Here is a 22,506-nt window from a genome sequence, read left to right as displayed (position 1 = left end):
CATGATCAAACGGTGGCGGCCTCGCCACACGGGCCTCGGCATGAATGATCCGGTTTTTCTTCGCGCGATGCGACCGGATCGTGTCCATGCCTCCGGACCCTTCCCCGTGCGGGGATTGGGCGGCGCCGTTCTTTTCCGGGCGGTTCATTCGACGCGGCCACGGAGACTCGCAACAAGCTCTTCGTCGAGGTTCAACACCCTGTCCGCAGCGTCGAGCACCTTGCCGTCGGGGACGACGGGTTCGATCCTGATGCCGTCGCTGAGGCCGTTGACTATGTGGCGGAGGGCCTCGATACGAGCGTGGCGCTTGTCGTTGGCCGGAATGACGTGCCAGGGCGCCGTCTCGGTCGATGTGCGCGCGATCATTTCGTCGATCGCCTCTGAATAGGCCTCCCACTTCTCGCGGTTGCGGAAATCCTCGTAGGTCAGTTTCCAGCGCTTCAGGGGGTCGCGCAGGCGCTGCTCGAAGCGGGCAAGCTGGACGTCCGGCGTGATATGGAAGAACAGCTTGACCAGCCGCGTCCCGTCCATCAGCAGCATCCGCTCGAAGTCGCGGATCTCGTGATAGCCCATCCGCCAGCGGTTCTCGGGCGTCAACGCCTCGACGCGCTCGACGAGAACGCGCCCGTACCACGACCGGTCGAAAGCCGAAATGGCGCCGTTTGGCGGCAGCCGCTCCATGAAGCGGAGCAGGTAGTGCCGCTCGAGATAATAGTTGCGCGGCGTGGCGATCGGCCAGACCTTGAAGCTGCGTGGATCAAGCACGGCCGACATGCGCCGGATGGTGCCGCCCTTGCCGGCCGCGTCCCACCCCTCGAAGACAACCACCGCCTTGCCGCCCGAGAACAGGTAGGCCTGCTGGATCGCCTTGAGCCTGCGCTGAAGCTGCTTGAGCTCTGCGTGATAGATTTTTTTCCCCAGCCGGGGCGACATGTCGATTTCAGAGAGACGCGGAGGATCACTCGTGGAGCGCTGCATGCTCCGAGAGGATCAGTTTGTGCGGACAAAAGCAATCGGTCCCGCCAAAGGCGTTCCGCAGCGAAGGCACGGCCGAAGGGCGCGAGCGCGCGTTCATCCTTGACGTCATGCGAGATGCAGAGGCGGGCGGCTGCGCCGTGGGGCTACCGCCCGATCCCCTACGGTTCGATCTGGTGCGGGAGTGGCGCCGCGCCCCGCCGAGCAATCGGTGGAACCTTCTGCACGACCCTCAGCCGCGCGTCGAAGGCGCCGGGTCGGGCTCCCGCCGCGCCACTGCGGACCACAAGAGCCAGGGACCGACCTTGAGCACGAAACCCGCGAAACAGGCCGTCCAGAGCGTAGCGGCGATCGTCACTCCGCCGATCCCTCCAAGGCCTTCATGGGGCAGGAAGGCGCGCGCCAGCGCGGCGGCGCAGAGCAGGACGAATACCCCGGTCAGCACCCGCCCTGCCTCCAGCGGGCGGCCCGTATGGCCCATCGAGGCGCGCATCATCACCGCCAGCGTCATCCCCCCGATCGCCCCGATCCCCAGAAGGTGCAGCCCGGCCACCGGCGCGTCCAGCGCCAGCGCGGCGAAGCCCAGCGGCAGGAACAGATAGGCGACATGCAGGATCCACAGGATCGGCGCCGGGCCGCAGCGCCAGCCGCACCAGCGCGCGAGCCGCACCAGGTGCAGCACTGCGAGGGCGGCAAAAGCGACGGACAGACCGGAAATGTCGGGCGCAAAGGACCACAGTGCCAGCACGCCGCCGCTGCCCAGCAGCGACAGCTTGTCAAAGCGTCCGAACGGCGCTGGCAGGGCGCCCGGCCCCCGCTTGGCCAGCCAGTTGCGGGTGAAGCTCGGCACGATCCGCCCTCCGATCAGCAGGATCAGGAAGATGGTGCAGGCAAAGCCGGCCCGTATGCCGATATCGGCCACACCCCGGGCCATCACCTCGAGGTGAAAGACGGCGTTGGACGCGGCCAGCAGACCCACCGGCACGATCACCGCAAGATTGCGCCAGTTCCGCCCCGCCACGATCTCGACCACGTTGATCGCGGCGACCGCCAGCAGGAAGCTCAGATCGAGCGCCATCACCGCCCCGGCGGGCAACGCGATTACCCCGGCGACGGCCAGCCGCCCCAACGCCCAGACCACGGTCAGCGCCATCAGCGACTTGCCCTGCTTGGGCATCCGCTTGGTCCAGTTCGGAATCGCCGTGAAGAGGAACCCCGCCAGCACGGCAGGCACATAGCCGAACAGCATCTCATGGATGTGCCAGTCGCGCGGGGTGAACGGGCCTGCAAGCCCGACATGGCCGGTCCAGACCGCCAGCCAGATCGGCACGACCACTGCCGCAAACAGCGCCGAGAACAGGAAGAATGGCCGGAAGCCAAAGGAAAAGAGGGCAAATTCCGATTCGTTGGACATGATCGCTTCTTTCCGGAAGGGGGATGGGCGGCGCCCGCAGCGGACGCCGCCCGGGGTTTCGGCTGCGGGAACGCCCGTTTGCCGCTACTGCCGAACCTGTGCAAAGAGGTTCTCGAAAACCCCGGCCGCCTTGCCGCGGTGTTTCACGTCGAGCGCGGCATCCAGATTGTCCGCCGCGCCCACCTGGATCAGCGCCACCATGCCCATCGCGAAATGCGGCGTGCATTTGACGCCGTAGATCCCTTCCTTGGTCACGGTCAGTTCGAAATCGTCGCCGGGGCGGCTGATGAACGCGGCTGCCCCCTCGGGCAACATGCCCTCGATGCCTTGCGCGTTGTGCCCCCGGTCGGTCGCAATAAAGCGCAGGGTGTTGCCGGGGGCGGCCTCGATGAAGGCGGGCTCGAACACCATCACGCCCGCTTCGCCGCGGTTCGGCATCCTGACCTCGTGGGTGGTGGCCTGCGCGCCCGCTCCGACCAGTGCGGTGGCGAGGGTTGCGGACATCAGTCGTCGCACGGGATGCATCCTTTCGTCTTCGCATGCATTTCTCATGCGGCCCTTTTGCGGTATCCGGGACGTCCCCTTGTTGCGTTTCGACAAACACCGGGCAGTTTCATGGTCGGCAAACTTGATGAAAGCCTTCTGCGCGATGTCGGCCCGTTCCGGCGGCTCGACCGCGCGCAGATCCGCGAGATCCTCGATCTCGCCACCCCGCGCCGGTTCGACGAAGGGGCAACGGTGTTCCGCGAGGGGCATGACGCGGACCGGTTCTACTTGCTGATGGACGGGGTGATCCGGGTGGTCCGAACGACGGCAGGGGGCGAGACCGTGACCGCGCTGCATATCCCCTCTGGCCAGCTCTTCGGCATCGCCCAGGCACTGCGTCGCGAGACCTACCCGGCCACAGCGCTCTGCGCGCGGGAAAGCCTGACGCTGTCCTGGCCGATGGGCCTTTGGGACAGGTTCTCCGCCAGGTATGACGGGTTCGCCGAAGAGGGCTACAAGACCGTTGGCACCCGCGTGGGCGAAATGAACACGCGCATCGTCGAACTGGCGACGCAACAGGTGGAACAGCGGATCGCCGGCACCCTTCTACGGCTTATCAACCAGGCGGGCCGCAAGGTCGAGGACGGGATCGAGGTGGGCTTTCCGGTGACCCGGCAGGACATCTCGGAGATGGCCGGCACCACCCTGCACACGGTCAGCCGGTTGCTGAGCGCGTGGGAGAAGCAGGGCATCGTGTCGAGCCGCCGCCGTCACATCACCGTCACCGATCCGCACCGCCTGGTGCTGATCGGCGAGGGACGCTGAGCCGGGACACGCGGCCCGGGCCGGCGGAAGGGAGGCGCCCGCCCCCCGAGGGGTCGGCGGGGTTGGGGGCGGGCGCGGCCCGGAAAAACGCCCCGGACCCTACGGCCGTGAGTGGTGGGTCACGCCGTATTCGTCATTCGCCTTGCGCCGCGGCGCCGATGGCGCGCGCGATCTCTGCGCGGAACACGCTCTCGGAGAGCCCGTATTCCAGGCAGGCATCGGAGATCGTGTGAAACGGCGCCACCGCGCAGCCGACGCACAGCATCCGGTGACGCAGGAACACCCACGCCGCGGCTGGCCAGCGGTCCAGGACCGCCACGATGCTGAGGTCGGGATCGTCGATCTGGGTGGGCGCCATGGTCCTCTCCTTTCATGAGCCCACCCTAACGCATCTAGCGCGCCGCTCTTTGCGCCAGCACAACCTTGGCGATCACGCGGCGGCTTAACCCTTGGTGCATCGAAAACCGGAACAGGCCCCCCCCCAGAGATGTCGGAGATTCTCACCAAGTCGCGGGCCCGCAACATCTTCTACGGAGGCTCGCTGGCCTTCAAGGCGATCCGCGACCAGTTGGAGGGCCATCCCCTGGCGCAGCTGCCCGACGTGTCGGCCGGCCTTGGCTACATGCCGTTCCAGCCGGTGCTGCGCTGGGTCTAAAGCATCAACCGCAACCGCACGGTCGACGACGAGGACGCGGACGAGGACACCGCCAAGAAGGCCGCGGGCGACCAGGACCACATCACGCCGTCGAAACACGACCGCAAGACCGCGACCCGGCTGCGCGTGCATCTCGACCTGTCGCCCGCCGACGCCGAGCACAAACGGCTCGCGGGCAAGCACATCTTTCCCGAGTGGAACGCGCGCAGCCAGTCCTACATGGCGGATCACTGCCGCGTGCTGGAGGCCGACGCCGCGCCCGATGCGAACGGGTTCGCCCCGACCCGCACAGCCTCGCCCGCGTCCTTCGCCAGTTCGAGGCGCTGCACCCCGCCGCATCCTGCGCCCGCGCCAGATCGAGGGGCAGGAACTGGACCTCGACGCGGTCATCACCACACGCGCCGACCTTGCCGCCACCGGGCGGGGCTGCGACCGCATCTATCGCAGCCTGAGACAGACGGACCGCGACCTGTCGGTGGCGTTCCTGCTGGACTGTTCGCGCTCGGCCGAGGCAGCGGTGGGCGAACATACGGTGATCGACGTTGCCCGCGAGGCGCTGGCCGCGCTGGCCGGTGGCATCGACGCGGCGGGCGACCGGCTGGGCATCTGGGGTTTTTCCTCGCTGAGGCGCGACCGGGTGTTCCAGCACCGCGCCAAGCGGTTCGACGAACCTCACGGGCCGGAGGTGACGCAACGCATCTGCGGGCTGAGGCCGGGGCACTATACTCGCCTTGGCGCCGCGATCCGGCATGTCAGCGCGAAACTGGCCAAGGAGACCTCGACCCACCGGCCGCTGATCGTGCTGACCGACGGCAAGCCCAACGATCTGGACCATTACGAAGGCATCCACGGGATCGAGGACAGCCACATGGCCGTGCGCGAGGCGCGCCGCCAGGGCCAGTCCGTCCACGGCATTGTCATCGACGAGGACGGGCAGGACTGGTTCAGCCGCATCTTCGGGCGCGGCGGCTTCTCGCTCTTGCGCGACCCCGAGCGCCTGGCGCGCGCCCTTCCCGACATCTATCGCAACCTCACCATCGGAGACATCGCATGACACACCTTGCCCTAATTCTGACCCTGCTGCCCGGCGCCGCGCTGGCAGGATACGGCCGCCCCGTGCCGAAGGCGCAAAGTGCCACCGCGGAATTCTGGTTCCTGGCAGCGTCCATCGCCCTCGTCGTGGCACTTGCCGTCGTGCAGCGCCTGGTGGCCCGGCGACGACGCAACGGGTTCTGAAGATCGCTGTCGGCCTCTACCCGCTGGGCGCGGGGGCTGCGGCGATCAACCTCTTCTTCCAGTCGCTGATCGGCTCGTGGGTGGGCCTGCCCGTGCTCAGCCCTGCGCAGTCTGCCCTCGGCGGCGCCGTGCTGGGCCTGCCGATGGCGCTTGCCTTCGCACGCCATTTCGACCGTCTGATCCGGGTCGCCGAGCGCAACTGACTCCGGATGACATCTCCTGGGGTGGATGGAGTTCACGCTGGTTCCGATCCTCGTTCCCGTCAGCCCCTTCCCGCCGTCCGACAGACCGGTCCGAACGCACTTGGTCGCCGCGATGGGAAGGCTTGGGACGCGGCACATGGCGTTGCCAACCCCGATCTCGCCCACCTCATCATCTTCGGGTTGTTTCTTGCCGTATCCGTGGGGGCCGTGCCGCTGTGCGACGATCGGTCGAAGGCCGCCAATCCCGATGCCCGGCCAAAGATTCAGGCGGCGACGTCAACGCCTTCCCCAAGGTCACTGGTTGACCCGTCGTGGCTGGCGAGCTGCCGCAACTCGATTGCATCGCGCCACGCTGCTGCATTGGTGGTTTTCATGGCCGTCTTGCATTTGCAAACCACGGTCATCGGCATCTCGCCCCCTCCATGAGACCACGCAGATCCAGGATCCGATCAGCAGCACGTCTTCACTCCAAGGCCGACATTGGCGCTCTCATGGCGAATTGGCGATCTGTTCCGAGATTTCCGCTCTTGTCCTGGCATCAACCTGGCCTTGCCGATGTCAGTCTTCGGCCTTGCTTGCGGATTGTCCGGGCCGATGGTCGATCTGCAGGTCGAGAAGGCTGAACCCCAGACATTTCCCGTGGGCATCGAGGGCAAGGGACCGTGTCACGCCCCCCGCCAGAAGGCCGGTCAGGACGAAGTTCAAGGCATGCAGTTGCGGCAGTTCATAGCGCCGGACGGATGTGACCTTGCCCGCTCCGAAATGCGCAGCGACCCGCTCGGCCGTGACGGCGCGTTCGATCAGAGGCCAGTCCTCGGCGCGGAAGGCTATGACCGAGATGTTCGAAATGTCGCCCTTGTCGCCCGTGCGGACATGGGCCAGGTCGCGCAGGATCATCGGACCTCCAGAAGTTCGACCCGGGGCACCACCCCGTCGGCGGCCATCAGGGTGGAGGCGACGGCGATCACCTCGCGCAGGGTTTGCGTGGCCCCGCCACCGCCGGCAGGTCCGCACAGATAGAGGCTCTCCACCTCCTGTCCGACGCGCTCGGCATCCGCGCGGCTCGCGCAGCGCGCGGCAAAACGCAGTCGGACCTCGCGTGGCTCGGACACGCCAGTGCGCCCTGCCGGAAGGATCGCGTCATGCCCGATCAGTTCGCCCCGCGTTTCGCGCAGGCAGGGCCCGAGCGCCTCCAGCCGCGTGCGCACCACATCCAGCGCAAGCCTGCCGCGGGCCAGGGCACCAGGCCCCGCATAGGAAATCTGCCCCTCGCCGATCCAGCCGTCGCGATAGCCGATCGAGACCTTCAGCCTGCCGGTCGCAGCCCGCCCTGCCGCGCCGCCGACAAGGACGCGGTCGGGTCCGATCTCGTCCAGCGTGACGCCCGAGAAATCCGCGATCACGTCCGGTTGCAGATAGCTGGCGGGGTCGTGGATTTCGTAAAGCAGTTGCTCGGTGCAGGTGGCGCGGCTGACCAGGCCGCCGGTCCCGGGCAGCTTGGTGATCACGGCAGTGCCATCCGACGAGACCTCGGCAAGGGGAAAGCCGAGATTGGCAAGGTCGGGCACGTCCTTCACGCCCGGGTCGGCGAAATAACCGCCAGTCACCTGCCCCGCACATTCCAGCAGGTGCCCGACAAGCGTGCCGCGCCCGAGCCGGGTCCAGTCGTCCATTTCCCAGCCGAACCGGTGGATCAGCGGGGCGAGGAACAGCGCCGGGTCGGCCGCACGGCCGCAGATCACCACATCCGCTCCCCTGTCGAGCGCCTGAACCAGCGGCCCCGCCCCGATATAGGCGTTGGCCGAAACCATCCGCCCCTTCAGATCGGATACATGCCCGGCGGTCGCGTCCAGCGCGAGGTCGTCGCCCAACCTGTCAAGCACATCGTCGCCCGTGACCGCGGCGACCTTAAGGCCGAAAAGACCCAGTTCGCCTGCAATCGAGACCACCCGTGCCGCCGCGGCGCGGGGATTGGCGGCGCCCATATTGGTGACGATCCGGGTACCGCTGCGGGCGGTAACCGGCAGCACGGCCCGCATCCGGCGCTCGAGCATCGGGTCGAACCCGGCCCCGGGGTCGGCCAGCCGTGCCTGCTGGGCCAGCGCGATCGTGCGCTCGGCCAGACATTCGAACACCAGAAAATCGAGCTCGCCCCGTTCGGCAAGGTCCACCGCCGGTTCGATCCGGTCGCCGGAATAGCCGGCCCCGCAGCCAATGCGCAGCGTGCTCATGCCAGCACCTTTCTGCGGACATGGCCGATCGTCCAGCCGCCGATCAGGATGCCGAGCGCGGCGAACGGCGTCACCGGATGCGGCCAGATCGCCAACGCGATGACGCCCAGAAACAGCGCACTGTCCACCACGCGCCGGCCGGTCAGCCGGGCGCCCGACAGAAGGCCGGGCAGCGCCAGAACCAGCGCAAGACCCGCCAGCGCCGCCTCGATCACGCCGAAGATTCCCGCCTGCATCGTCATCCCCGGGTAGAGCAACAGCAGGAACGGCACGACATAGGTCACCGCGCCCAGCCGCACGGCCTCGCCCGCGGTCGGCAGCCAGTCGGTCCGGGCGATGCCCGCGCCGACGAAGACCGCGATGCAGACCGGTGGCGTGATGACCGAGAGGGTGGCGTAGTAGAACACGAAGAGGTGGGCCGCCAGCGGATCGAACCCCACCGCCGTCATCGCCGGTGCAAGCACCGCGGCGACCAGCACATAGGCGGCGGTCGTCGGCAGGCCCATGCCCATGATCAGGCAGACAACCCCCACGATCAGCGCCACCAGCACGGTGGAATCGCCTGCCAGTGTCACGATCAGCGAGGACAGCGTGACGCCGATGCCCGTGAGGTTGATCATCGAGACCAGCACCTGCGCGCCCGCCAGCAGCACACCGATGATGACCATGCCCTTTCCTGCATCGGCGAAGCCGTCGACGATACGGCGGGCCATCTCGCGCAGGGAAAGCCGCCCGACCGAGGTGACGACGAAGACGGCCATCAGCCCGGCAATCCCGTAGAAGGCCGCCGTCGCGATGGATCGCCCCAGCCAGATACCGATGCCAAGCCCGCCAAGCGCGGCCACGATCGGCGCCACGCGGCGAGGCGCGAGGATCGCCGCCCAGGCGGGCAAGTCGTCCTCGGGCACGATGGCGAGGTTCCGGCGCAATGCCACGAAATGCACCGTGACGAAGACCGACACATAGAACAGGATCGCCGGCATGATCGCGCCCAGGATGACGGTGGTGTAGGGTACACCTAGGATCTCGGCCATGACGAAGGCCGCGGCGCCCATGATCGGCGGTGCGATCTGCCCGCCGGTGGAGGCCACCGCCTCGACTGCCGCAGCGAAGGGGCGGGGATAGCCGAGACGGATCATCATCGGGATGGTGAAATTGCCTGTTGTGGCCACGTTGGCGACGGCCGAGCCCGAGATCATCCCGAAAAGCCCGCTGGCGATGGTGGCGATCTTGGCCGCACCGCCGGGCTGCCGCCCGCCCAGCCGCATGGCGAGATCGATGAAGGTCTGCCCGCCCCCGGAATGGAGCAGCAACGCGCCGAACAGCACGAAGGCCGCGATAACCGTCGCGGCCACGCCCGTCAGCATCCCCCAGATCCCGAGATCGCCGAGGAAGATCGTCTCGGTCACGAAGGCCGCGTCAAATCCCCGATGGCCAAGCCCGCCGGGCAAATACTGGCCGAACAGCGCATAGGCCAGCCCCGCCATCACCAGCCCGGGAAAGATGAGCCCGACGGTCCGCCTGCCCAGTTCAAGCACCGACAGCACCAGCCCCGCAGTCAGCGCCATGTCGAGGGGCGTGGCCCAGGGCAGAGTGGTCATGATGCGGTCGTAGTTGACGACGACATAGGTACAGGCGGTCAGGGTGACAGCCACCAGGCCAAGGTCGATGGCCAGCCCGAGCGGGCGCCAGGATTTCCCGGCGCCCAGCGGATAAAGCGCAAAGCCGAGCGCACTGACCAGCGCGAGAAAGATCGCGCGCTGGATCAGCCCCTCGAAGGGGCCCGTCGCCGCCGTATAGAAGACGAAGGCCCCGATCAGGATCGCCAGCACCTTGGCGATGCGCGCATGGCTCATGCCGGCCTCACTCGGCCGGTTTCAGTTTTTCAGGCAGGTCGATGCCCTGCTCCTCGAACCAGCGGGCGGCCCCGGGATGCAGCGGGACCGTGCCGAATTGCAGGGTCATGTCGGCCAGGTTTGCGCCCTTCAGGCTGGCCATCGCGTTGGCCTGGGCGGTGTCGTCCTCCATCACCGCCTTGACAATCTGGTAGGCCGCGGACTCGGAAAGCGTGGCAGGGGCGGCAACACCCACGCCAAAGCTCCATGTCGTGTAGGCCGGGATGCCCTCGGCCGCGCCTTCAGGGATATCGACGACCGAGATATCGGGCATTTCGGCGCGCAGGGTCTCGGCCTGGGCGTCGGTAAGGCCGAGGATGCGGATGTCGGTCGAGGTCGCGATATCCATCGTGGAGCCGTCCAGCTTGTTGCCCGATCCCGACTTGACGTACCCCGCCACCCGGTTGTCCTTGATCGCGTTGACGATGTCGGTAGTCGAGCCCCGCACGTAATCGGCACTCAGCCCCAGCGTGGCGAACACCGCCTCGGTCGTGGTCTCGGTGGCCGAGCCCTTGATGCCGGGGTTGAAGCGTACGCCGTCGAGCCCCTCCAGGCTCTCGACCCCGGAATCGGCCCGCATCACCACGTTCTGGGGCGCGCCGGTATAGACCCAGAGAAGCCGTAGATCCTGCGCGTTGCCGTCGAATTCATTCGTCCCGGCCACTGCGTGCTGGACGACATTCGTCGTCACCAGCCCGAGATCCACCTGGCCGCGCGCCATGCGCCGGATGTTGTCCATCGTCGCCCCGGTCTCGACGACAGATGCCTTCAGCCCCTCCGCCTTGTCGTTGACGAGTTGTCCGACGGCAACGAAGTAACCGTAATGGCTGGACGAGGCCGAGGTCGATCCGATCAGCAGATCCTGGTCCTGGGCCTGTGCCGTGGCGGCCACGCACAGCAGGGTTGCGCCCGTCAGAGCGGAAAACGTGTGTTTCATGGTGTCCTCCCGTTGGGGCCATTGTCTGACCCCCGGCAAGTATCAAGGCGCAGGACTGTTGCGTGAAGTGCGTTTTGGTTCACTATATGTGCATGAAACGCAACATTCCGGCACTTGCCGATTTTCAGGCGGTGCTGTCACTTCACCGGGCCGGCTCGTTCCGGGCGGCCGCCGCCCGGCTCGGGCTGTCGCCTTCGGCGCTGTCGCGGCAGATCACCGGGCTGGAACAGCGCCTCGGCACCCGTCTCTTCGACCGCGACACCCGCAATGTCAGCGCGACGTCCTCGGGGCTTGCCTTTGCGCGGGTGGCCGAACGGATGCTGAACACCGTCGAGGACGGCGTGGCCGAGTTCGAGGCACATCTGTCAGCCAGCCACGGGCGGCTTACCATCGCGGGGCTGCCCTCGGTCACGGCGGGCCTTCTGCCCGGCCTGCTCAAGAGCTTTTCCCGCGCCCATCCCGATCTGGATCTCAGGATCATCGACGCCCTCTCCGGGCCGGTGCTGGAGGCGGTGGAGACCGGTATTGCCGATCTCGGCTTCACCGCCGGCACAGTCTCGGCGCGCAGCCGGCTGAGCTTTCGAAGTCTGATGGAGGACAGCTTCGTCGCGATCGGCCGGACGGATGGCCCGCTGGCCGAAGACCGGCCCTATGCCTGGGCGGAACTGGTCGAGATGCCGTTCATCGCGATGGCCTCGGGCACCAGCGTGCGCGAACTGATCGACGGGGCCTGCGCACGCCATGACCGGGTCCTGTCGCCGCGCTTCGAGGTCGCGCATCTGGCCACGGCCGGCGCACTGGTGGCCGAGGGTCTGGGAATTTCGGCCCTTCCGACCCTGACGCTGCCCGTCCTGCGGACCGAGACTCTGGTTACACGCCCGATTCCCGATTTCGGAGCCCGGCGCCGGATCGGGCTGGTCTGGCGATCGGGTCGCTCCCTTTCGCCAGCCGCAGCCCGTTTCCTTGCGCATGTCCGAGAGGCCCGGCTCATCTGAAATGTCGTGGCTCCGTCGAGAGCGCAGCCCACAGGATGACGTTGCGACATCCCCTAAGGACGACAGGAAATCATGCCGTACCGCAGGTCACGATCAACAGCTCGGGTGGGCGCATACGCTGTCGCATCGGGCGTTGACCTTGATCAACCCGCCTATCCCCCGTCCGACGCGGCGACACGCACCACCCGCCACATCAGGACCAGCAGCACGAGTGCCGCACTCGCGAGAGCGGCCATGACAGCCAGGGCGATCGGGGCGCCCGCCGTGGCGATCAGGCCCGCGCCCAGCATCGGGGCCGCGGCCTGCGCGACAAGCGAGGGACGCGCGAGGCGGCCCATGATTGTCGGGTAACGATCCGGCCCGAACACGGCCAGTGGCAACGCCCCGCGCGCAATGGAGAACAGCCCGTTGCCGCCGCCGTAAAGCACCAGCGCCGCGCCGGCGAGGCCCAGACCGAGCGCGAGCAGGATCAGACCCGCGGCAATCGCCACGGTCGAGGCCGCCAGCGTCCAGAGCGGATGATGCCGCCCGCGCCCTGCCATCTCGATCACCCGCGCGGCGACCTGCGGCGGCCCGATCAGCGCGCCCAGTGCAACCGCCTCGGCCAGGCTTTGTCCCTGCGCCTGGAGAAAGGCGAAGAGCCAGGTCGAGACGTTCACGACGATCAGGCCGTTGACCACCAGCATGCCCGCCATCAGCGTCAGGACCAGTCGTTCGGCCGGGGTCAGGACCGTGTCCGGTTTGTGCAAGCCGTCCGGCAAGGCGGGCGCCGCGGGGGCGGAAGGGATGACCAGCAGAACCAGCGGCAGCGTGACCAGCAGGTGCACACCCGCATAGGCCGCGGCCGTCCCCCGCCAGCCCCAGCTTTCCAGCATCAACGCCGAGAGCGGCCAGCAGACCGTGCTGGCGAACCCGCCCCAGAGTGTGAGCGCCGTGATCGCTCCCCGCGCCCCGGCACCGTACAGCCGGCCGAGCGTCGCGAAGGCCGGATCGTAGAGACCGGCCGCCATGCCGAGCCCCAGCAGAAGCCACCCGGCCCAGAACACCCAGAGCGCGGAGGCGGCGGCAATGGCGATCAGCCCCGCCGCGATCAGCCCGCAGCCCGCGGCCAGCACCGGCCGCCCGCCGCGGCGGGCGATCGTCCGGCCGATGGCGGGCGACGCGAGGCCCGCGACCAGAAGGCCCGCGGACAGGGCGCCGGTAACGGGCCAGAGGCCCCAACCGGTGTCGGACGCGATTGGCCCGGCCAGCACCGCCATCAGGTAATAGGTGCTGCCCCAGGTGAAGATCATCACCACACCAAGCGCGGAAATCACCGGCCAGCGCCGGAGCTCGGGCGCGGCACGTCTCATGCCGTCATGCCGACGTCCCGAGCCGAAACAACGGCTCCGTGCAGGCGGGGAGCGCGTCCTGGCGGTGACGACCAAGGCCGCGGTCGTGGGGCTGGACAAAGGGACTGGTGGCGGTCATGCCGCGATCATCGCCAAAATCCCGGTATGATCGAGTCCTTTCACGCGAAGCGCGCCCGTGTCCGGTTGGCAAACGCCACGAGCGACAGCATCACCGGCACCTCGACCAGCACACCGACGACAGTGGCAAGCGCCGCGCCCGAGTTCAGCCCGAACAGGCTGATCGCCACCGCGACAGCCAGTTCGAAGAAGTTCGACGTGCCGATCAGCGCGCAGGGAGCGGCAATCCGGTGGGGCACGCGCAAGGCATACGCCGCGGCATAGGCCAGCGCGAAGATGCCGTAGGACTGGATCAGGATCGGCACGGCGATCAGCACGATGACCTGCGGCCGGTCGAGGATCACCTCGCCCTGGAGGCCGAACAGGATCACCACCGTCGCGATCAGCCCGACGATCGACCAGGGCTTGATCCGGTCGCGGAAGGCCGCGATCCGGATTGCTGTCCCCAGCCGGTGCCGGCTCCAGAGCCCGGCGGCCAGCGGCAGGGCGACGAAAAGCAGGGCCGACAGGATCAGGGTACCCCACGGCACCGCGATGTCGGTGACGCCCAGCAGCACCGCCACGATGGGCGCGAAGGCAAAGACCATCACCATGTCGTTCACCGACACCTGCAGCAGGGTATAGGTCTCGTCCCCGCGGGTCAGGTGCGACCAGACGAAGACCATCGCTGTGCAGGGCGCCGCGCCCAGCAGGATCAGTCCGGCGATGTATTGCTGCGCGTCCGCCGGCGCAATCAGGTCCGCGAAGACATGCTCGAAGAACAGCACGCCGAGGGCGGCCATGGTGAAGGGCTTTATCAGCCAGTTGACGGCCAGCGTGATCGCTAGACCCTTGGGCTGTTTGAGTACGTCCTTCAGGCTGCCGGGATCGACGCCGACCATCATCGGGTAGACCATCGCCCAGATCAGCACCGCGACGACCAGGTTGACGCGGGCCAGTTCCGCAGCCGCGATCATCCCGACCAGCGCCGGGGCCGCACTGCCGATGCCGATGCCCGCGACCATCGCGAGGGCGACCCACAGGGTCAGGTAGCGTTCGAAGATGCTCATGCCGTGGCGGTTTCGGGCTGTTCCGGCCGCAGCCGTCCGGCGGCCAGTGCCGAGAGGGCCAGCATGGCGGTGGCGGTGCCCAGCATGAGGGGCAGGCCGCCGGCCTGGTAGGTCAGGCCCGACAGGAGGGTCCCGATCAGGCGGCCGGCGGCGTTGGCCATGTAGTAGAATCCCACATCCATCGTCACCCGCTCGGCCCGGCTGAAGGCGAGGATCAGGTAGGAGTGAAGCGCCGAGTTCACCGCAAAGAGCGCGCCGAAGGCCAGGAGCCCCGCGACCAGCGTGGCGGTCAGCCAGGGCGCCGGTCCCCCGGCGGCGAGGGCGGCCAGCGTCAGGGCCGCGGGCACGCCCAGAAGCGCCCAGGCCCAGAGGCGGGCGGCGCGGATCAGGTCGGCCTCGGGGCGGGTGGCGGCGCCCAGCAGCCGGGGCGCGGCGGCCTGCACCGCGCCGTAAAGGATGATCCAGAGCGCCATGAAGCTGCCGATCAGGAAGAAGGCGGTGCGGTTGCCCGCCTCGGTTCCGTCCGACAGCACGGCGTAGAAGTAGATCGGGATGCCGACCACGAACCAGACGTCGCGCGCCCCGAACAGCACCACCCGCGCCGCCGACAGCCAGTTCACGTTCGCGGACTTGGAAAAGACCTCGCTGAACTTGGCGCCCTTGCGGCCCCGGGGCAGGCCCGGCGGCATGGCGACCAGCACCGCCACCAGGATCGCCGCCAGCACCGCCGCCATGCCCAGCACCGCCCCGGTAAAGCCCACCCCGGCCAAGAGCGCCGCGCCCAGCAGGAAGCCCACGCCCTTGACCGCGTTCTTGGACCCGGTCAGCACCGCGACCCAGCGGAAAAGGCCGCCATCCTCCTTTGGCGCCAGCAGCTTGACGGCGGACTTGGACGACATCTTGGCCAGGTCCTTGGCCACCCCGCTCGCGCCCTGCACGGCCATTACATAGGCGACCGAGGCCCCGACCGCCCAGCCCGGGTCGAGGAAGGCCAGCGCGACCAGCGCCGCCACCTGCAGCCCGAGGCCGGCATAAAGCGTCGAGGTCAGCCCGAAGCGCGCCGCCAGCCACCCGGCCGACAGGTTCGTGACCATCCCCGCGATCTCGTAGAGCACGAAGAGATAGGCCAGCTGCACCGGCGAGAAGCCCAGCGTGTGGAAGTGCAGCAGCACCAGCATCCGCAGCGCGCCGTCGGTCAGCATGAAGGCCCAGTAGGCCGCCGTCACCGCGACATAGGCCGACAGGCCCTCGGGGCGCGCGCCGCTCACAGCGAAGCCCCCACCATGCATGCCACGTCCACCAGACGGTGGGCATAGCCCATCTCGTTGTCGTACCAGGCGTAGACCTTGAGCTGGGTGCCGTTCACCACCATCGTCGAGGGTCCGTCGACGATGGCGGACCGCGTGTCGTTGACGTAATCGGCCGAGACCAGCGGCCGGTCCTCGTGGCCGAGGATGCCTTTCAGCGGGCCTTCGGCGGCGGCCCTGAACAGCCCGTTGACCTCGTCGGCCGTCACCGACCGCTCCATCTCGAAGACGCAATCGGTCAGCGATGCGTTGAGCAGCGGCACCCGCACCGCGTGGCCGTTCAGCCGCCCCGCAAGTTCGGGATAGATCAGCGTGATCGCCGTGGCGCTACCCGTGGTCGTCGGGACCAGCGAGTTCAGCGCCGACCGCGCCCGGCGCAGGTCCTTGGCCGGGCGGTCCACGATGGTCTGGGTGTTGGTCACGTCGTGGATCGTGGTGATCACGCCGTGGCGGATGCCGATCGCCTCGTGCACCACCTTGACCACCGGGGCGAGGCAGTTCGTCGTGCAAGAGGCCGCGGTCACGATCCGGTGCCGGGCGGGATCGTAGGTGGCGTGGTTGACGCCGTAGACGATGTTCGCCGCGTCCCCGTCTTTGACGGGCGCCGAGACGACGACCTTCTTAACTCCGGCCGCGAAATAGGGGGCGAGCTTCGCCTCCGACTTGAAGACGCCGGTGCAGTCGATCACCACGTCGACGCCCGCCAGCGGCAGATCCTCGATCCGCGCCGCGCCGACAAAGGGCAGGCGCATGCCGTTCACCGTCACGCCGTCCGCGTCATGGCCGAAGGCGGCGTCCCAGCGCCCGTGCACCGTGTCGAATTCCAGCAGATGCGCGTGCATCGCGGGATCGCCCACGGCATCGTTGATCCAGGCGATCTCGGCGCCGCGCTCCAGCAGGGGGCGCAGCGCCAGCTTGCCGATCCGGCCCAACCCGTTCAGCGCGTAGACGGTCACGCCTTGAGCCCCGCCACGTCGCGGCCGATGTCATCGACGGCCTTCTGCAGCGCCATCCGGTCCAGCGTCTCGAGCTTGAGCGCGGCGAAGGCGTGAATCCGGTTCCGGAGCGCGCCATAGGCCTGCTGGAAGGCGAGACTCTTCTGCGCGTCCGTCCCCTCGGCCTTGACCGGATCGGGCATGCCCCAATGGGCGGTGACCGGCTGGCCCTCCCAGGCGGGACATTCCTCGTTCGCCGCCTGGTCGCAGACGGTGAACACGAAATCGAGATGCGGCGCGTCCGGCCCGCTGAACTCGGCCACGTTCTTGGCGCGCAGCATCGAGACGTCATGGCCCTTGTCCCTGAGCACCTGCAGCGCGAAGGGGTTCAGCTCGGAATAGGGTCTGGTTCCGGCGGAGAAGGCGGTGAAGCGGTCGCCCGCCTCGGCGCGCAGGATCGACTCGGCGAAGATCGAGCGGGCGGAATTGCCGGTGCAGATGAAGAGGACGTTGAATTTTCGGTCGGCCATTTGGGGGGCTCCTGTCCGGGAGGAAAACGCCAGGGGCGAACAGAGGTCCGGCCGCCCGCGGCAGCAGTCGAGAAACAGGTAATCAAAGGTGCGTCGCACTTCCGTGACATCGATGGAATAGCGCAAAGACGTGCCCTCGCGCGCCTGGGTCACCAGCCGCGCCCGCATCAGCGCCGCGAGATAGGCCGACAGCGTCGAGGGCTTCAGCCCCAGCGCCGCGCCGATCTCGCCCGCCGCCACCCGGTCGGGATAGCGCCGCATCAACAGCCGGAAGATCGCCAGCCGGTGCGGATGGCCCAGGGTCGAGAGGCGGGAGAGAATCTCTTTTTCCATATTTCAAGAATATCAGAAATTTATGGGTGCACAATTCACGGGTTCTGGCGCAGTATTACTTGCCCCCCGTCAACGGCAAGCTGTGCAAAGCCTCAGAAATGAACGGGCCCCGTCGCGCCAACTGCGCGACGGGGCCCGAGCCGGTTCCGGCCAGTTTGCCCTTACCAGTCTTCGCGATGCACGATCCGGGTCTTGATCGGCAGCTTCATCGCGGCGAGACGCAGGGCCTCGTGGGCCACCGCCTCGGACACGCCGTCGATCTCGAACATGATCCGGCCAGGCTTGACCTTTGCAGCCCAGAAATCGACCGAGCCTTTCCCCTTACCCATCCGCACCTCGGTCGGCTTCGACGAGACGGGGGTGTCGGGGAAGATGCGGATCCACACCCGGCCCTGACGCTTCATGTGGCGCGTCATGGCACGGCGTGCGGCCTCGATCTGGCGCGCGGTGACGCGCTCGGGCTCAGTGGCCTTCAGACCGAACGAGCCGAAGTTGAGGTCGAATCCGCCCTTGGCTTGGCCGTGGATACGGCCCTTGTGCATCTTGCGGAATTTCGTGCGCTTAGGTTGCAGCATCTGTCAAACTCCTCAGCGGTCCCGGCGCGGACGCGGGGCCCCGCCTTCCTGAAGCTCCGCCTGGCGACGATCACGGGCACCGGGATCGTGCTCCAGAATCTCGCCTTTGAAGATCCAGACCTTGATGCCGATGATCCCGTAAGGCGTGGTCGCCTCGGCGAGGGCATAGTCGATGTCGGCGCGCAGCGTGTGCAGCGGCACCCGGCCTTCGCGGTACCATTCGGTTCGGGCGATCTCGGCGCCGCCGAGGCGGCCCGCGACGTTGACCCTGATACCGAGAGCCCCCATGCGCATGGCGTTCTGCACCGACCGCTTCATCGCGCGGCGGAAGCTGACCCGGCGTTCCAGCTGCTGGGCGATCGATTCCGCCACCAGTTGCGCGTCCAATTCCGGCTTGCGCACCTCGACGATGTTGAGATGCAGCTCGCTGTCGGTCATGTTCGCCAGCTTCCGGCGAAGCCCCTCGATATCGGCGCCCTTCTTGCCGATGATGACCCCCGGCCGCGCCGTGTGGATCGTCACCCGGCACTTCTTGTGCGGGCGCTCGATGATGATCCGGCTGACGCCGGCCTGCTTGCACTCTTCACGGATGAAGTCGCGCATCCGCAGATCCTCGAGCAGCAGGTTGCCGTACTCCTTGGTGTCGGCATACCAGCGGCTGTCCCAGGTCCGGTTGACCTGAAGGCGCATGCCGATCGGATTGACCTTGTGACCCATCAGACTTGCTCCTCGACCTGGCGGACCTTGATGGTGAGTTCCGAGAACGGCTTGACGATTTTGCCGAACCGGCCGCGGGCGCGCGGCTGGCCGCGCTTCAGCGTCAGGTTCTTGCCCACATAGGCCTCGGCGACGATCAGTTCGTCCACGTCGAGGTTGTGATTGTTCTCGGCGTTGGCGATCGCGGACTGAAGGCATTTCTTCACGTCCTGAGCGATCCGCTTCTTCGAGAAGGTCAGATCGGCGAGCGCACGTTCAACCTTCTTGCCGCGGATCATCGCGGCCACCAGGTTCAGCTTCTGAGGCGAAGTGCGAAGCATGCGGGCCTTGGCCATCGCTTCGTTCTCGGCCACGCGGCGGGGGTTCTTTTCCTTGCCCATGGCGATTACCTTTTCTTCGCTTTCTTGTCGGCCGCGTGCCCGAAATAGGTCCGCGTCGGCGAGTATTCACCGAACTTCTGGCCAATCATGTCCTCGGTCACGTTGACCGGAATATGCTTGTGGCCATTGTAGACGCCGAAGGTGAGCCCCACGAACTGGGGCAGGATGGTGGAGCGGCGCGACCAGATCTTGATGACCTCGTTGCGGCCCGACTCGCGGGCTTTCTCGGCCTTCTTCAGGACATAGGAGTCGACGAAGGGGCCCTTCCAAACAGAACGTGTCATGGCTTAGCGACCCTTCTTGCGCGCGTGACGGGACCGGATGATGTACTTGTCCGTCGCCTTGTTGCGGCGGGTCTTGGCGCCCTTGGTGGGCTTGCCCCACGGGGTCACCGGGTGACGGCCGCCCGAGGTGCGGCCTTCACCGCCGCCATGGGGGTGGTCGATCGGGTTCATCACGACGCCGCGGACCGACGGACGCTTGCCCATATGGCGCGAGCGGCCGGCCTTGCCGAAGTTCTGGTTCGAGTTGTCGGGGTTCGACACCGCGCCGACGGTGGCCATGCATTCCTGGCGCACCATGCGAAGTTCACCCGACGACAGCCGAAGCTGGGCGTAGCCGCCATCGCGGCCGACGAACTGGGCATAGGTGCCCGCGGCGCGCGCGATCTGGCCGCCCTTGCCGGGCTTCATCTCGATGTTGTGGACGATCGTGCCGATCGGCATGCCGGTAAAGGGCATCGCGTTGCCGGGCTTGACGTCTGCCTTGGCGGACGCGATCACCTTGTCGCCGACGCCGAGGCGCTGGGGCGCCAGGATATAGGCCTGCTCGCCGTCCTCGTACTGGATCAGCGCGATGAAGGCGGTACGGTTCGGGTCATATTCGATCCGGGACACGACAGCCGAAACGTCGAACTTGTTGCGCTTGAAATCCACGATCCGGTAGAGGCGTTTCGCCCCGCCGCCACGGCGGCGCATCGTGATCCGTCCGGTGTTGTTCCGGCCGCCCTTCTTGGTCAGACCCTCGGTGAGGGCCTTGACCGGGCGTCCTTTCCAAAGCTCCGAACGGTCGATCAGAACCAGCCCACGCTGGCCCGGCGTCGTCGGCTTGTACGACTTGAGTGCCATGCTTTCTGTCTTCCGTCAGCTTCGGACCAAAGGTCCCGTTTCCGTGTGGGGCGCAGGCGCCCCGGTCTCAAAAACATCCGGCCCCGGGACACCCGGGGCCGATGAGTCGGGCTGCTTTATCAGAGCCCCGTGGTGACGTCGATAGTGTTGCCCTCTTCGAGCGTCACATAGGCCTTCTTGACGTCCTTGCGGCGGCCGCGGATGCCCTTGAACCGCTTGGTCTTGCCCTTGGTGATGGTGGTGTTGACCGCCTTCACCTTGACCCCGAAGAGGCTTTCGACCGCCTCCTTGATCTGCGGCTTGTTCGCGTCGATCGACACCTCGAACACGACCGCGTTCGCCTCGGAGGCCATGGTCGCCTTCTCGGTGATGATCGGCTTGCGGATCACGTCGTAATGTTCCGGCTTCGCGCTCATTTCAGTCGAGCCTCCAGAGCTTCGACACCCGCCTTCGTCAACACCAGCGTGTCACGGCGAAGGATGTCATAGACGTTGGCGCCCATCGAGGGCAGCACGTCCAGCCCCTCGATGTTGCGCGCGGCCAGCGCGAAGTTCTCGTTCACCTCGGCGCCGTCGATGATCAGCACGCGTTTCCAGCCGAGCGCCTTGACCGACTTGGCCAGTTCCGACGTCCGGGGCGCCGCGAGTTCCGCCGCCTCGATCACGATCAGCTCGCCGGCGCGGGCCTTGGCACTGAGCGCATGCTTGAGGCCCAGTTTGCGGAACTTCTTGGGCAGGTCATGCGCATGGCTCCGCGGTGTCGGGCCCTTGTAGACGCCACCCTTGCGGAAGATCGGCGCGTTCCGGTCGCCGTGGCGTGCGCCACCGGTGCCCTTCTGGCGGTAGATCTTCTTGGTCGAGTAGCTGGTCTCGGACCGGGTCTTGACCTTGTGGGTGCCGGCCTGCGCCTTGTTGCGCTGCCAGCGGACCACGCGGTGCAGGATGTCGGCGCGCGGTTCCAGGCCGAAGATCTCGTCGCCGAGATCGACGGTACCGGCCTTGGCGCCATCCAGCTTGATCACGTCGAGTTTCATTCTTCGCCTCCTTCGGCCGGCGCTTCCTCGGCGGCGGGCGCCGCGGCCTTGGCCGATTTCAGCGCGGCCGGCAGCACGAGGTTGTCCGGGGTCGGTTTCTTGACCGCGTCCTTGATCGTGACCCAGCCGCCCTTGGCGCCTGGCACCGCGCCCTTGACCATGATCAGGCCACGGTCGGCGTCGGTCTTGACGACCTGCAGGTTCTGCGTGGTCACGCGGGCCGCGCCCATGTGGCCGGCCATCTTCTTGCCCTTGAACACGCGGCCCGGGTCCTGGCACTGACCGGTCGAGCCGTGCGAGCGGTGGCTGATCGACACGCCGTGGCTGGCCCGGAGACCGCCAAAGTTGTGCCGCTTCATGACACCGGCAAAACCCTTGCCGATCGAGGTGCCCGACACGTCCACGAACTGGCCCTCGAAATAATGATCGGCGGTGATCTCCTCACCGACGGCGATCAGGTTCTCGGGGGCCACGCGGAATTCCGCCACCTTGCGTTTGGGCGCCACGCTGGCCTTGGCGAAATGCCCGCGCATTGGCTGCGAGACCCGCTTGGCCTTGGCACTGCCCGCGCCCAGCTGGACGGCGGTATAGCCATCCCTGTCCGCGGTCCGCTGGGCCACGACCTGGCACCCATCCAGTTGCAGGACGGTGACCGGAACCTGCCGGCCATCTTCCATGAACAGCCGGGTCATGCCCAGCTTCTTAGCGATCACACCAGAGCGCATCCGGGTGCCCTCCTTAAACCTTGATCTCGACGTCGACGCCAGCAGCCAGGTCGAGCTTCATCAGCGCGTCCACGGTCTGGGGCGTCGGGTCGATGATGTCGAGAAGCCGCTTGTGCGTGCGGATTTCCCACTGGTCACGCGACTTCTTGTCGATATGCGGACCGCGCAGGACGGTGAATTTCTCGATCTTGTTCGGCAGGGGGATCGGCCCGCGCACCTGCGCGCCGGTCCGTTTGGCCGTATTGACGATTTCCTGCGTGCTGGCATCCAGAACGCGGTAGTCGAAGGCCTTCAGCCGAATGCGGATGTTCTGACTTTGCATTGTTCTAGCCCTTCAGGCTGACGGGCCGGCGGGTCTGCCGGCCCTGGCCTCTTTGCGTTACTCGATGATCTTGGAAACCACGCCGGCGCCGACGGTGCGGCCGCCTTCGCGGATGGCGAAGCGGAGCTTTTCTTCCATGGCGATGGGCGCGA

28 protein-coding genes and 2 pseudogenes are annotated in these 22,506 nt (G+C 67.2%); 7 read left to right on the top strand and 23 right to left on the bottom strand.

The window, feature by feature from the left end; genetic code table 11:
- Positions 1–144 precede the first annotated feature (144 nt).
- The 3 genes from EV655_RS17695 to EV655_RS17685 all read right to left on the bottom strand — a co-directional run bounded on the left by EV655_RS17695 (position 145) and on the right by EV655_RS17685 (position 2,914).
- Positions 145–978: a polyphosphate kinase 2 family protein gene (locus EV655_RS17695; RefSeq protein ID WP_132546683.1), complete on the bottom strand. Its 834-nt coding sequence runs from the start codon at positions 976–978 to the stop codon at positions 145–147.
- Between the two features lie 229 nt (positions 979–1,207).
- Entirely contained in the window at positions 1,208–2,389 is a 1,182-nt protein-coding gene (locus EV655_RS17690) for an NnrS family protein (protein ID WP_132546682.1), read from the bottom strand.
- Between the two features lie 84 nt (positions 2,390–2,473).
- Positions 2,474–2,914, bottom strand: a complete 441-nt coding sequence (locus EV655_RS17685; RefSeq protein ID WP_207902021.1) for a pseudoazurin — start codon at positions 2,912–2,914, stop codon at positions 2,474–2,476.
- A 90-nt stretch (positions 2,915–3,004) separates the two neighbouring features.
- On the opposite strand from EV655_RS17685, the gene EV655_RS17680 reads away from it, so the two are divergent.
- Positions 3,005–3,700 carry a Crp/Fnr family transcriptional regulator gene (locus EV655_RS17680; RefSeq protein ID WP_132546680.1) on the top strand — a complete coding sequence of 232 codons (696 nt, stop codon included), beginning with the start codon at positions 3,005–3,007 and terminating at the stop codon, positions 3,698–3,700.
- A gap of 133 nt (positions 3,701–3,833) precedes the next feature.
- Here the strand turns inward: EV655_RS17680 and EV655_RS17675 are convergent, their stop codons facing one another.
- Positions 3,834–4,058 carry a DUF1858 domain-containing protein gene (locus EV655_RS17675; RefSeq protein WP_132546679.1) on the bottom strand — a complete coding sequence of 75 codons (225 nt, stop codon included), beginning with the start codon at positions 4,056–4,058 and terminating at the stop codon, positions 3,834–3,836.
- 129 nt (positions 4,059–4,187) lie between these two features.
- Between EV655_RS17675 and EV655_RS19140 the strand changes: the two are divergent.
- The 5 genes and pseudogenes from EV655_RS19140 to EV655_RS19130 form a co-directional block, all read left to right on the top strand.
- Positions 4,188–4,259 (top strand): annotated as a pseudogene (locus EV655_RS19140) (c-type cytochrome); the annotation flags it as partial.
- A 69-nt stretch (positions 4,260–4,328) separates the two neighbouring features.
- Positions 4,329–5,409: pseudogene (locus tag EV655_RS18775) on the top strand (nitric oxide reductase activation protein NorD); the annotation flags it as partial.
- The gene (locus tag EV655_RS18770; protein WP_165905400.1) at positions 5,406–5,591 is read left to right on the top strand and encodes a protein NnrT; all 186 of its coding nucleotides are present in this window, start codon (positions 5,406–5,408) and stop codon (positions 5,589–5,591) included. The pseudogene EV655_RS18775 and the gene EV655_RS18770, both read left to right, overlap by 4 nt.
- Positions 5,592–5,671: 80 nt before the next feature.
- Positions 5,672–5,794 carry a hypothetical protein gene (locus EV655_RS19135; protein WP_424511325.1) on the top strand — a complete coding sequence of 41 codons (123 nt, stop codon included), beginning with the start codon at positions 5,672–5,674 and terminating at the stop codon, positions 5,792–5,794.
- A gap of 6 nt (positions 5,795–5,800) precedes the next feature.
- On the top strand, positions 5,801–6,220 hold the full coding sequence (locus EV655_RS19130) for an NnrU family protein (RefSeq protein ID WP_132546678.1): 420 nt from the start codon (positions 5,801–5,803) through the stop codon (positions 6,218–6,220).
- Positions 6,221–6,352: 132 nt separating this feature from the next.
- Here the strand turns inward: EV655_RS19130 and EV655_RS17655 are convergent, their stop codons facing one another.
- Genes EV655_RS17655 through EV655_RS17640 form a run of 4 tightly spaced genes read right to left on the bottom strand, consistent with a single transcriptional unit; the run spans position 6,353 to position 10,857 of the window.
- Positions 6,353–6,691 (bottom strand): AtuA-related protein, encoded by a 339-nt coding sequence (locus EV655_RS17655; protein ID WP_132546677.1) that lies wholly within the window; start codon positions 6,689–6,691, stop codon positions 6,353–6,355.
- Entirely contained in the window at positions 6,688–8,025 is a 1,338-nt protein-coding gene (locus EV655_RS17650; RefSeq protein WP_132546676.1) for an acyclic terpene utilization AtuA family protein, read from the bottom strand. Before EV655_RS17650 ends, EV655_RS17655 begins: the two co-directional genes overlap by 4 nt.
- Positions 8,022–9,881 (bottom strand): TRAP transporter permease, encoded by a 1,860-nt coding sequence (locus EV655_RS17645; protein ID WP_132546675.1) that lies wholly within the window; start codon positions 9,879–9,881, stop codon positions 8,022–8,024. The genes EV655_RS17650 and EV655_RS17645 overlap by 4 nt, the downstream gene beginning before the upstream one ends.
- Before the next feature lie 7 nt (positions 9,882–9,888).
- The gene (locus EV655_RS17640) at positions 9,889–10,857 is read right to left on the bottom strand and encodes a TAXI family TRAP transporter solute-binding subunit (protein WP_132546674.1); all 969 of its coding nucleotides are present in this window, start codon (positions 10,855–10,857) and stop codon (positions 9,889–9,891) included.
- 92 nt (positions 10,858–10,949) lie between these two features.
- Between EV655_RS17640 and EV655_RS17635 the strand changes: the two genes are divergently transcribed.
- Positions 10,950–11,852: a LysR family transcriptional regulator gene (locus tag EV655_RS17635; RefSeq protein WP_165905398.1), complete on the top strand. Its 903-nt coding sequence runs from the start codon at positions 10,950–10,952 to the stop codon at positions 11,850–11,852.
- Positions 11,853–12,004: 152 nt separating this feature from the next.
- Here EV655_RS17635 and EV655_RS17630 read toward each other — a convergent pair whose 3' ends face one another.
- The 15 genes from EV655_RS17630 to EV655_RS17560 form a co-directional block, all read right to left on the bottom strand.
- The gene (locus EV655_RS17630) at positions 12,005–13,204 is read right to left on the bottom strand and encodes an MFS transporter (protein WP_132546672.1); all 1,200 of its coding nucleotides are present in this window, start codon (positions 13,202–13,204) and stop codon (positions 12,005–12,007) included.
- 158 nt (positions 13,205–13,362) lie between these two features.
- The gene (gene arsB / locus EV655_RS17625) at positions 13,363–14,370 is read right to left on the bottom strand and encodes an ACR3 family arsenite efflux transporter (protein ID WP_132546671.1); all 1,008 of its coding nucleotides are present in this window, start codon (positions 14,368–14,370) and stop codon (positions 13,363–13,365) included.
- Positions 14,367–15,572 (bottom strand): organoarsenical effux MFS transporter ArsJ, encoded by a 1,206-nt coding sequence (gene arsJ / locus EV655_RS17620; RefSeq protein ID WP_243645140.1) that lies wholly within the window; start codon positions 15,570–15,572, stop codon positions 14,367–14,369. The genes arsB and arsJ overlap by 4 nt, the downstream gene beginning before the upstream one ends.
- Positions 15,573–15,634: 62 nt before the next feature.
- On the bottom strand, positions 15,635–16,633 hold the full coding sequence (locus EV655_RS17615; protein ID WP_132546669.1) for an ArsJ-associated glyceraldehyde-3-phosphate dehydrogenase: 999 nt from the start codon (positions 16,631–16,633) through the stop codon (positions 15,635–15,637).
- Positions 16,630–17,475: an arsenate reductase/protein-tyrosine-phosphatase family protein gene (locus EV655_RS17610; RefSeq protein WP_132546668.1), complete on the bottom strand. Its 846-nt coding sequence runs from the start codon at positions 17,473–17,475 to the stop codon at positions 16,630–16,632. The genes EV655_RS17615 and EV655_RS17610 overlap by 4 nt, the downstream gene beginning before the upstream one ends.
- A gap of 161 nt (positions 17,476–17,636) precedes the next feature.
- Entirely contained in the window at positions 17,637–18,050 is a 414-nt protein-coding gene (rplP, locus tag EV655_RS17605; protein WP_132546667.1) for a 50S ribosomal protein L16, read from the bottom strand.
- A 12-nt stretch (positions 18,051–18,062) separates the two neighbouring features.
- Positions 18,063–18,767, bottom strand: a complete 705-nt coding sequence (rpsC, locus tag EV655_RS17600) for a 30S ribosomal protein S3 (protein WP_132546666.1) — start codon at positions 18,765–18,767, stop codon at positions 18,063–18,065.
- Entirely contained in the window at positions 18,767–19,147 is a 381-nt protein-coding gene (rplV, locus tag EV655_RS17595) for a 50S ribosomal protein L22 (protein ID WP_132546665.1), read from the bottom strand. The genes rpsC and rplV overlap by 1 nt, the downstream gene beginning before the upstream one ends.
- 5 nt (positions 19,148–19,152) lie before the next feature.
- The gene (gene rpsS, locus EV655_RS17590; RefSeq protein WP_132546664.1) at positions 19,153–19,431 is read right to left on the bottom strand and encodes a 30S ribosomal protein S19; all 279 of its coding nucleotides are present in this window, start codon (positions 19,429–19,431) and stop codon (positions 19,153–19,155) included.
- A gap of 3 nt (positions 19,432–19,434) precedes the next feature.
- Entirely contained in the window at positions 19,435–20,274 is an 840-nt protein-coding gene (rplB, locus tag EV655_RS17585; protein ID WP_132546663.1) for a 50S ribosomal protein L2, read from the bottom strand.
- Positions 20,275–20,393: 119 nt separating this feature from the next.
- On the bottom strand, positions 20,394–20,690 hold the full coding sequence (locus EV655_RS17580) for a 50S ribosomal protein L23 (RefSeq protein ID WP_132546662.1): 297 nt from the start codon (positions 20,688–20,690) through the stop codon (positions 20,394–20,396).
- Positions 20,687–21,307, bottom strand: coding sequence for a 50S ribosomal protein L4 (gene rplD / locus EV655_RS17575; protein WP_132546661.1), 621 nt, complete (start codon positions 21,305–21,307; stop codon positions 20,687–20,689). Before rplD ends, EV655_RS17580 begins: the two co-directional genes overlap by 4 nt.
- Positions 21,304–22,032, bottom strand: coding sequence for a 50S ribosomal protein L3 (gene rplC / locus EV655_RS17570; RefSeq protein WP_132546660.1), 729 nt, complete (start codon positions 22,030–22,032; stop codon positions 21,304–21,306). The genes rplD and rplC overlap by 4 nt, the downstream gene beginning before the upstream one ends.
- 13 nt (positions 22,033–22,045) lie before the next feature.
- Positions 22,046–22,354, bottom strand: a complete 309-nt coding sequence (rpsJ, locus tag EV655_RS17565) for a 30S ribosomal protein S10 (protein ID WP_042456850.1) — start codon at positions 22,352–22,354, stop codon at positions 22,046–22,048.
- Between the two features lie 57 nt (positions 22,355–22,411).
- Positions 22,412–22,506 (bottom strand): EF-Tu C-terminal domain-related protein (locus tag EV655_RS17560; protein WP_132546659.1); only part of this gene is annotated, 95 nt, incomplete at its 5' end.

This window comes from Rhodovulum euryhalinum (assembly GCF_004342445.1).
Classification (GTDB): domain Bacteria; phylum Pseudomonadota; class Alphaproteobacteria; order Rhodobacterales; family Rhodobacteraceae; genus Rhodovulum; species Rhodovulum euryhalinum.
This window is presented reverse-complemented; position numbering and strand designations above follow the sequence as displayed.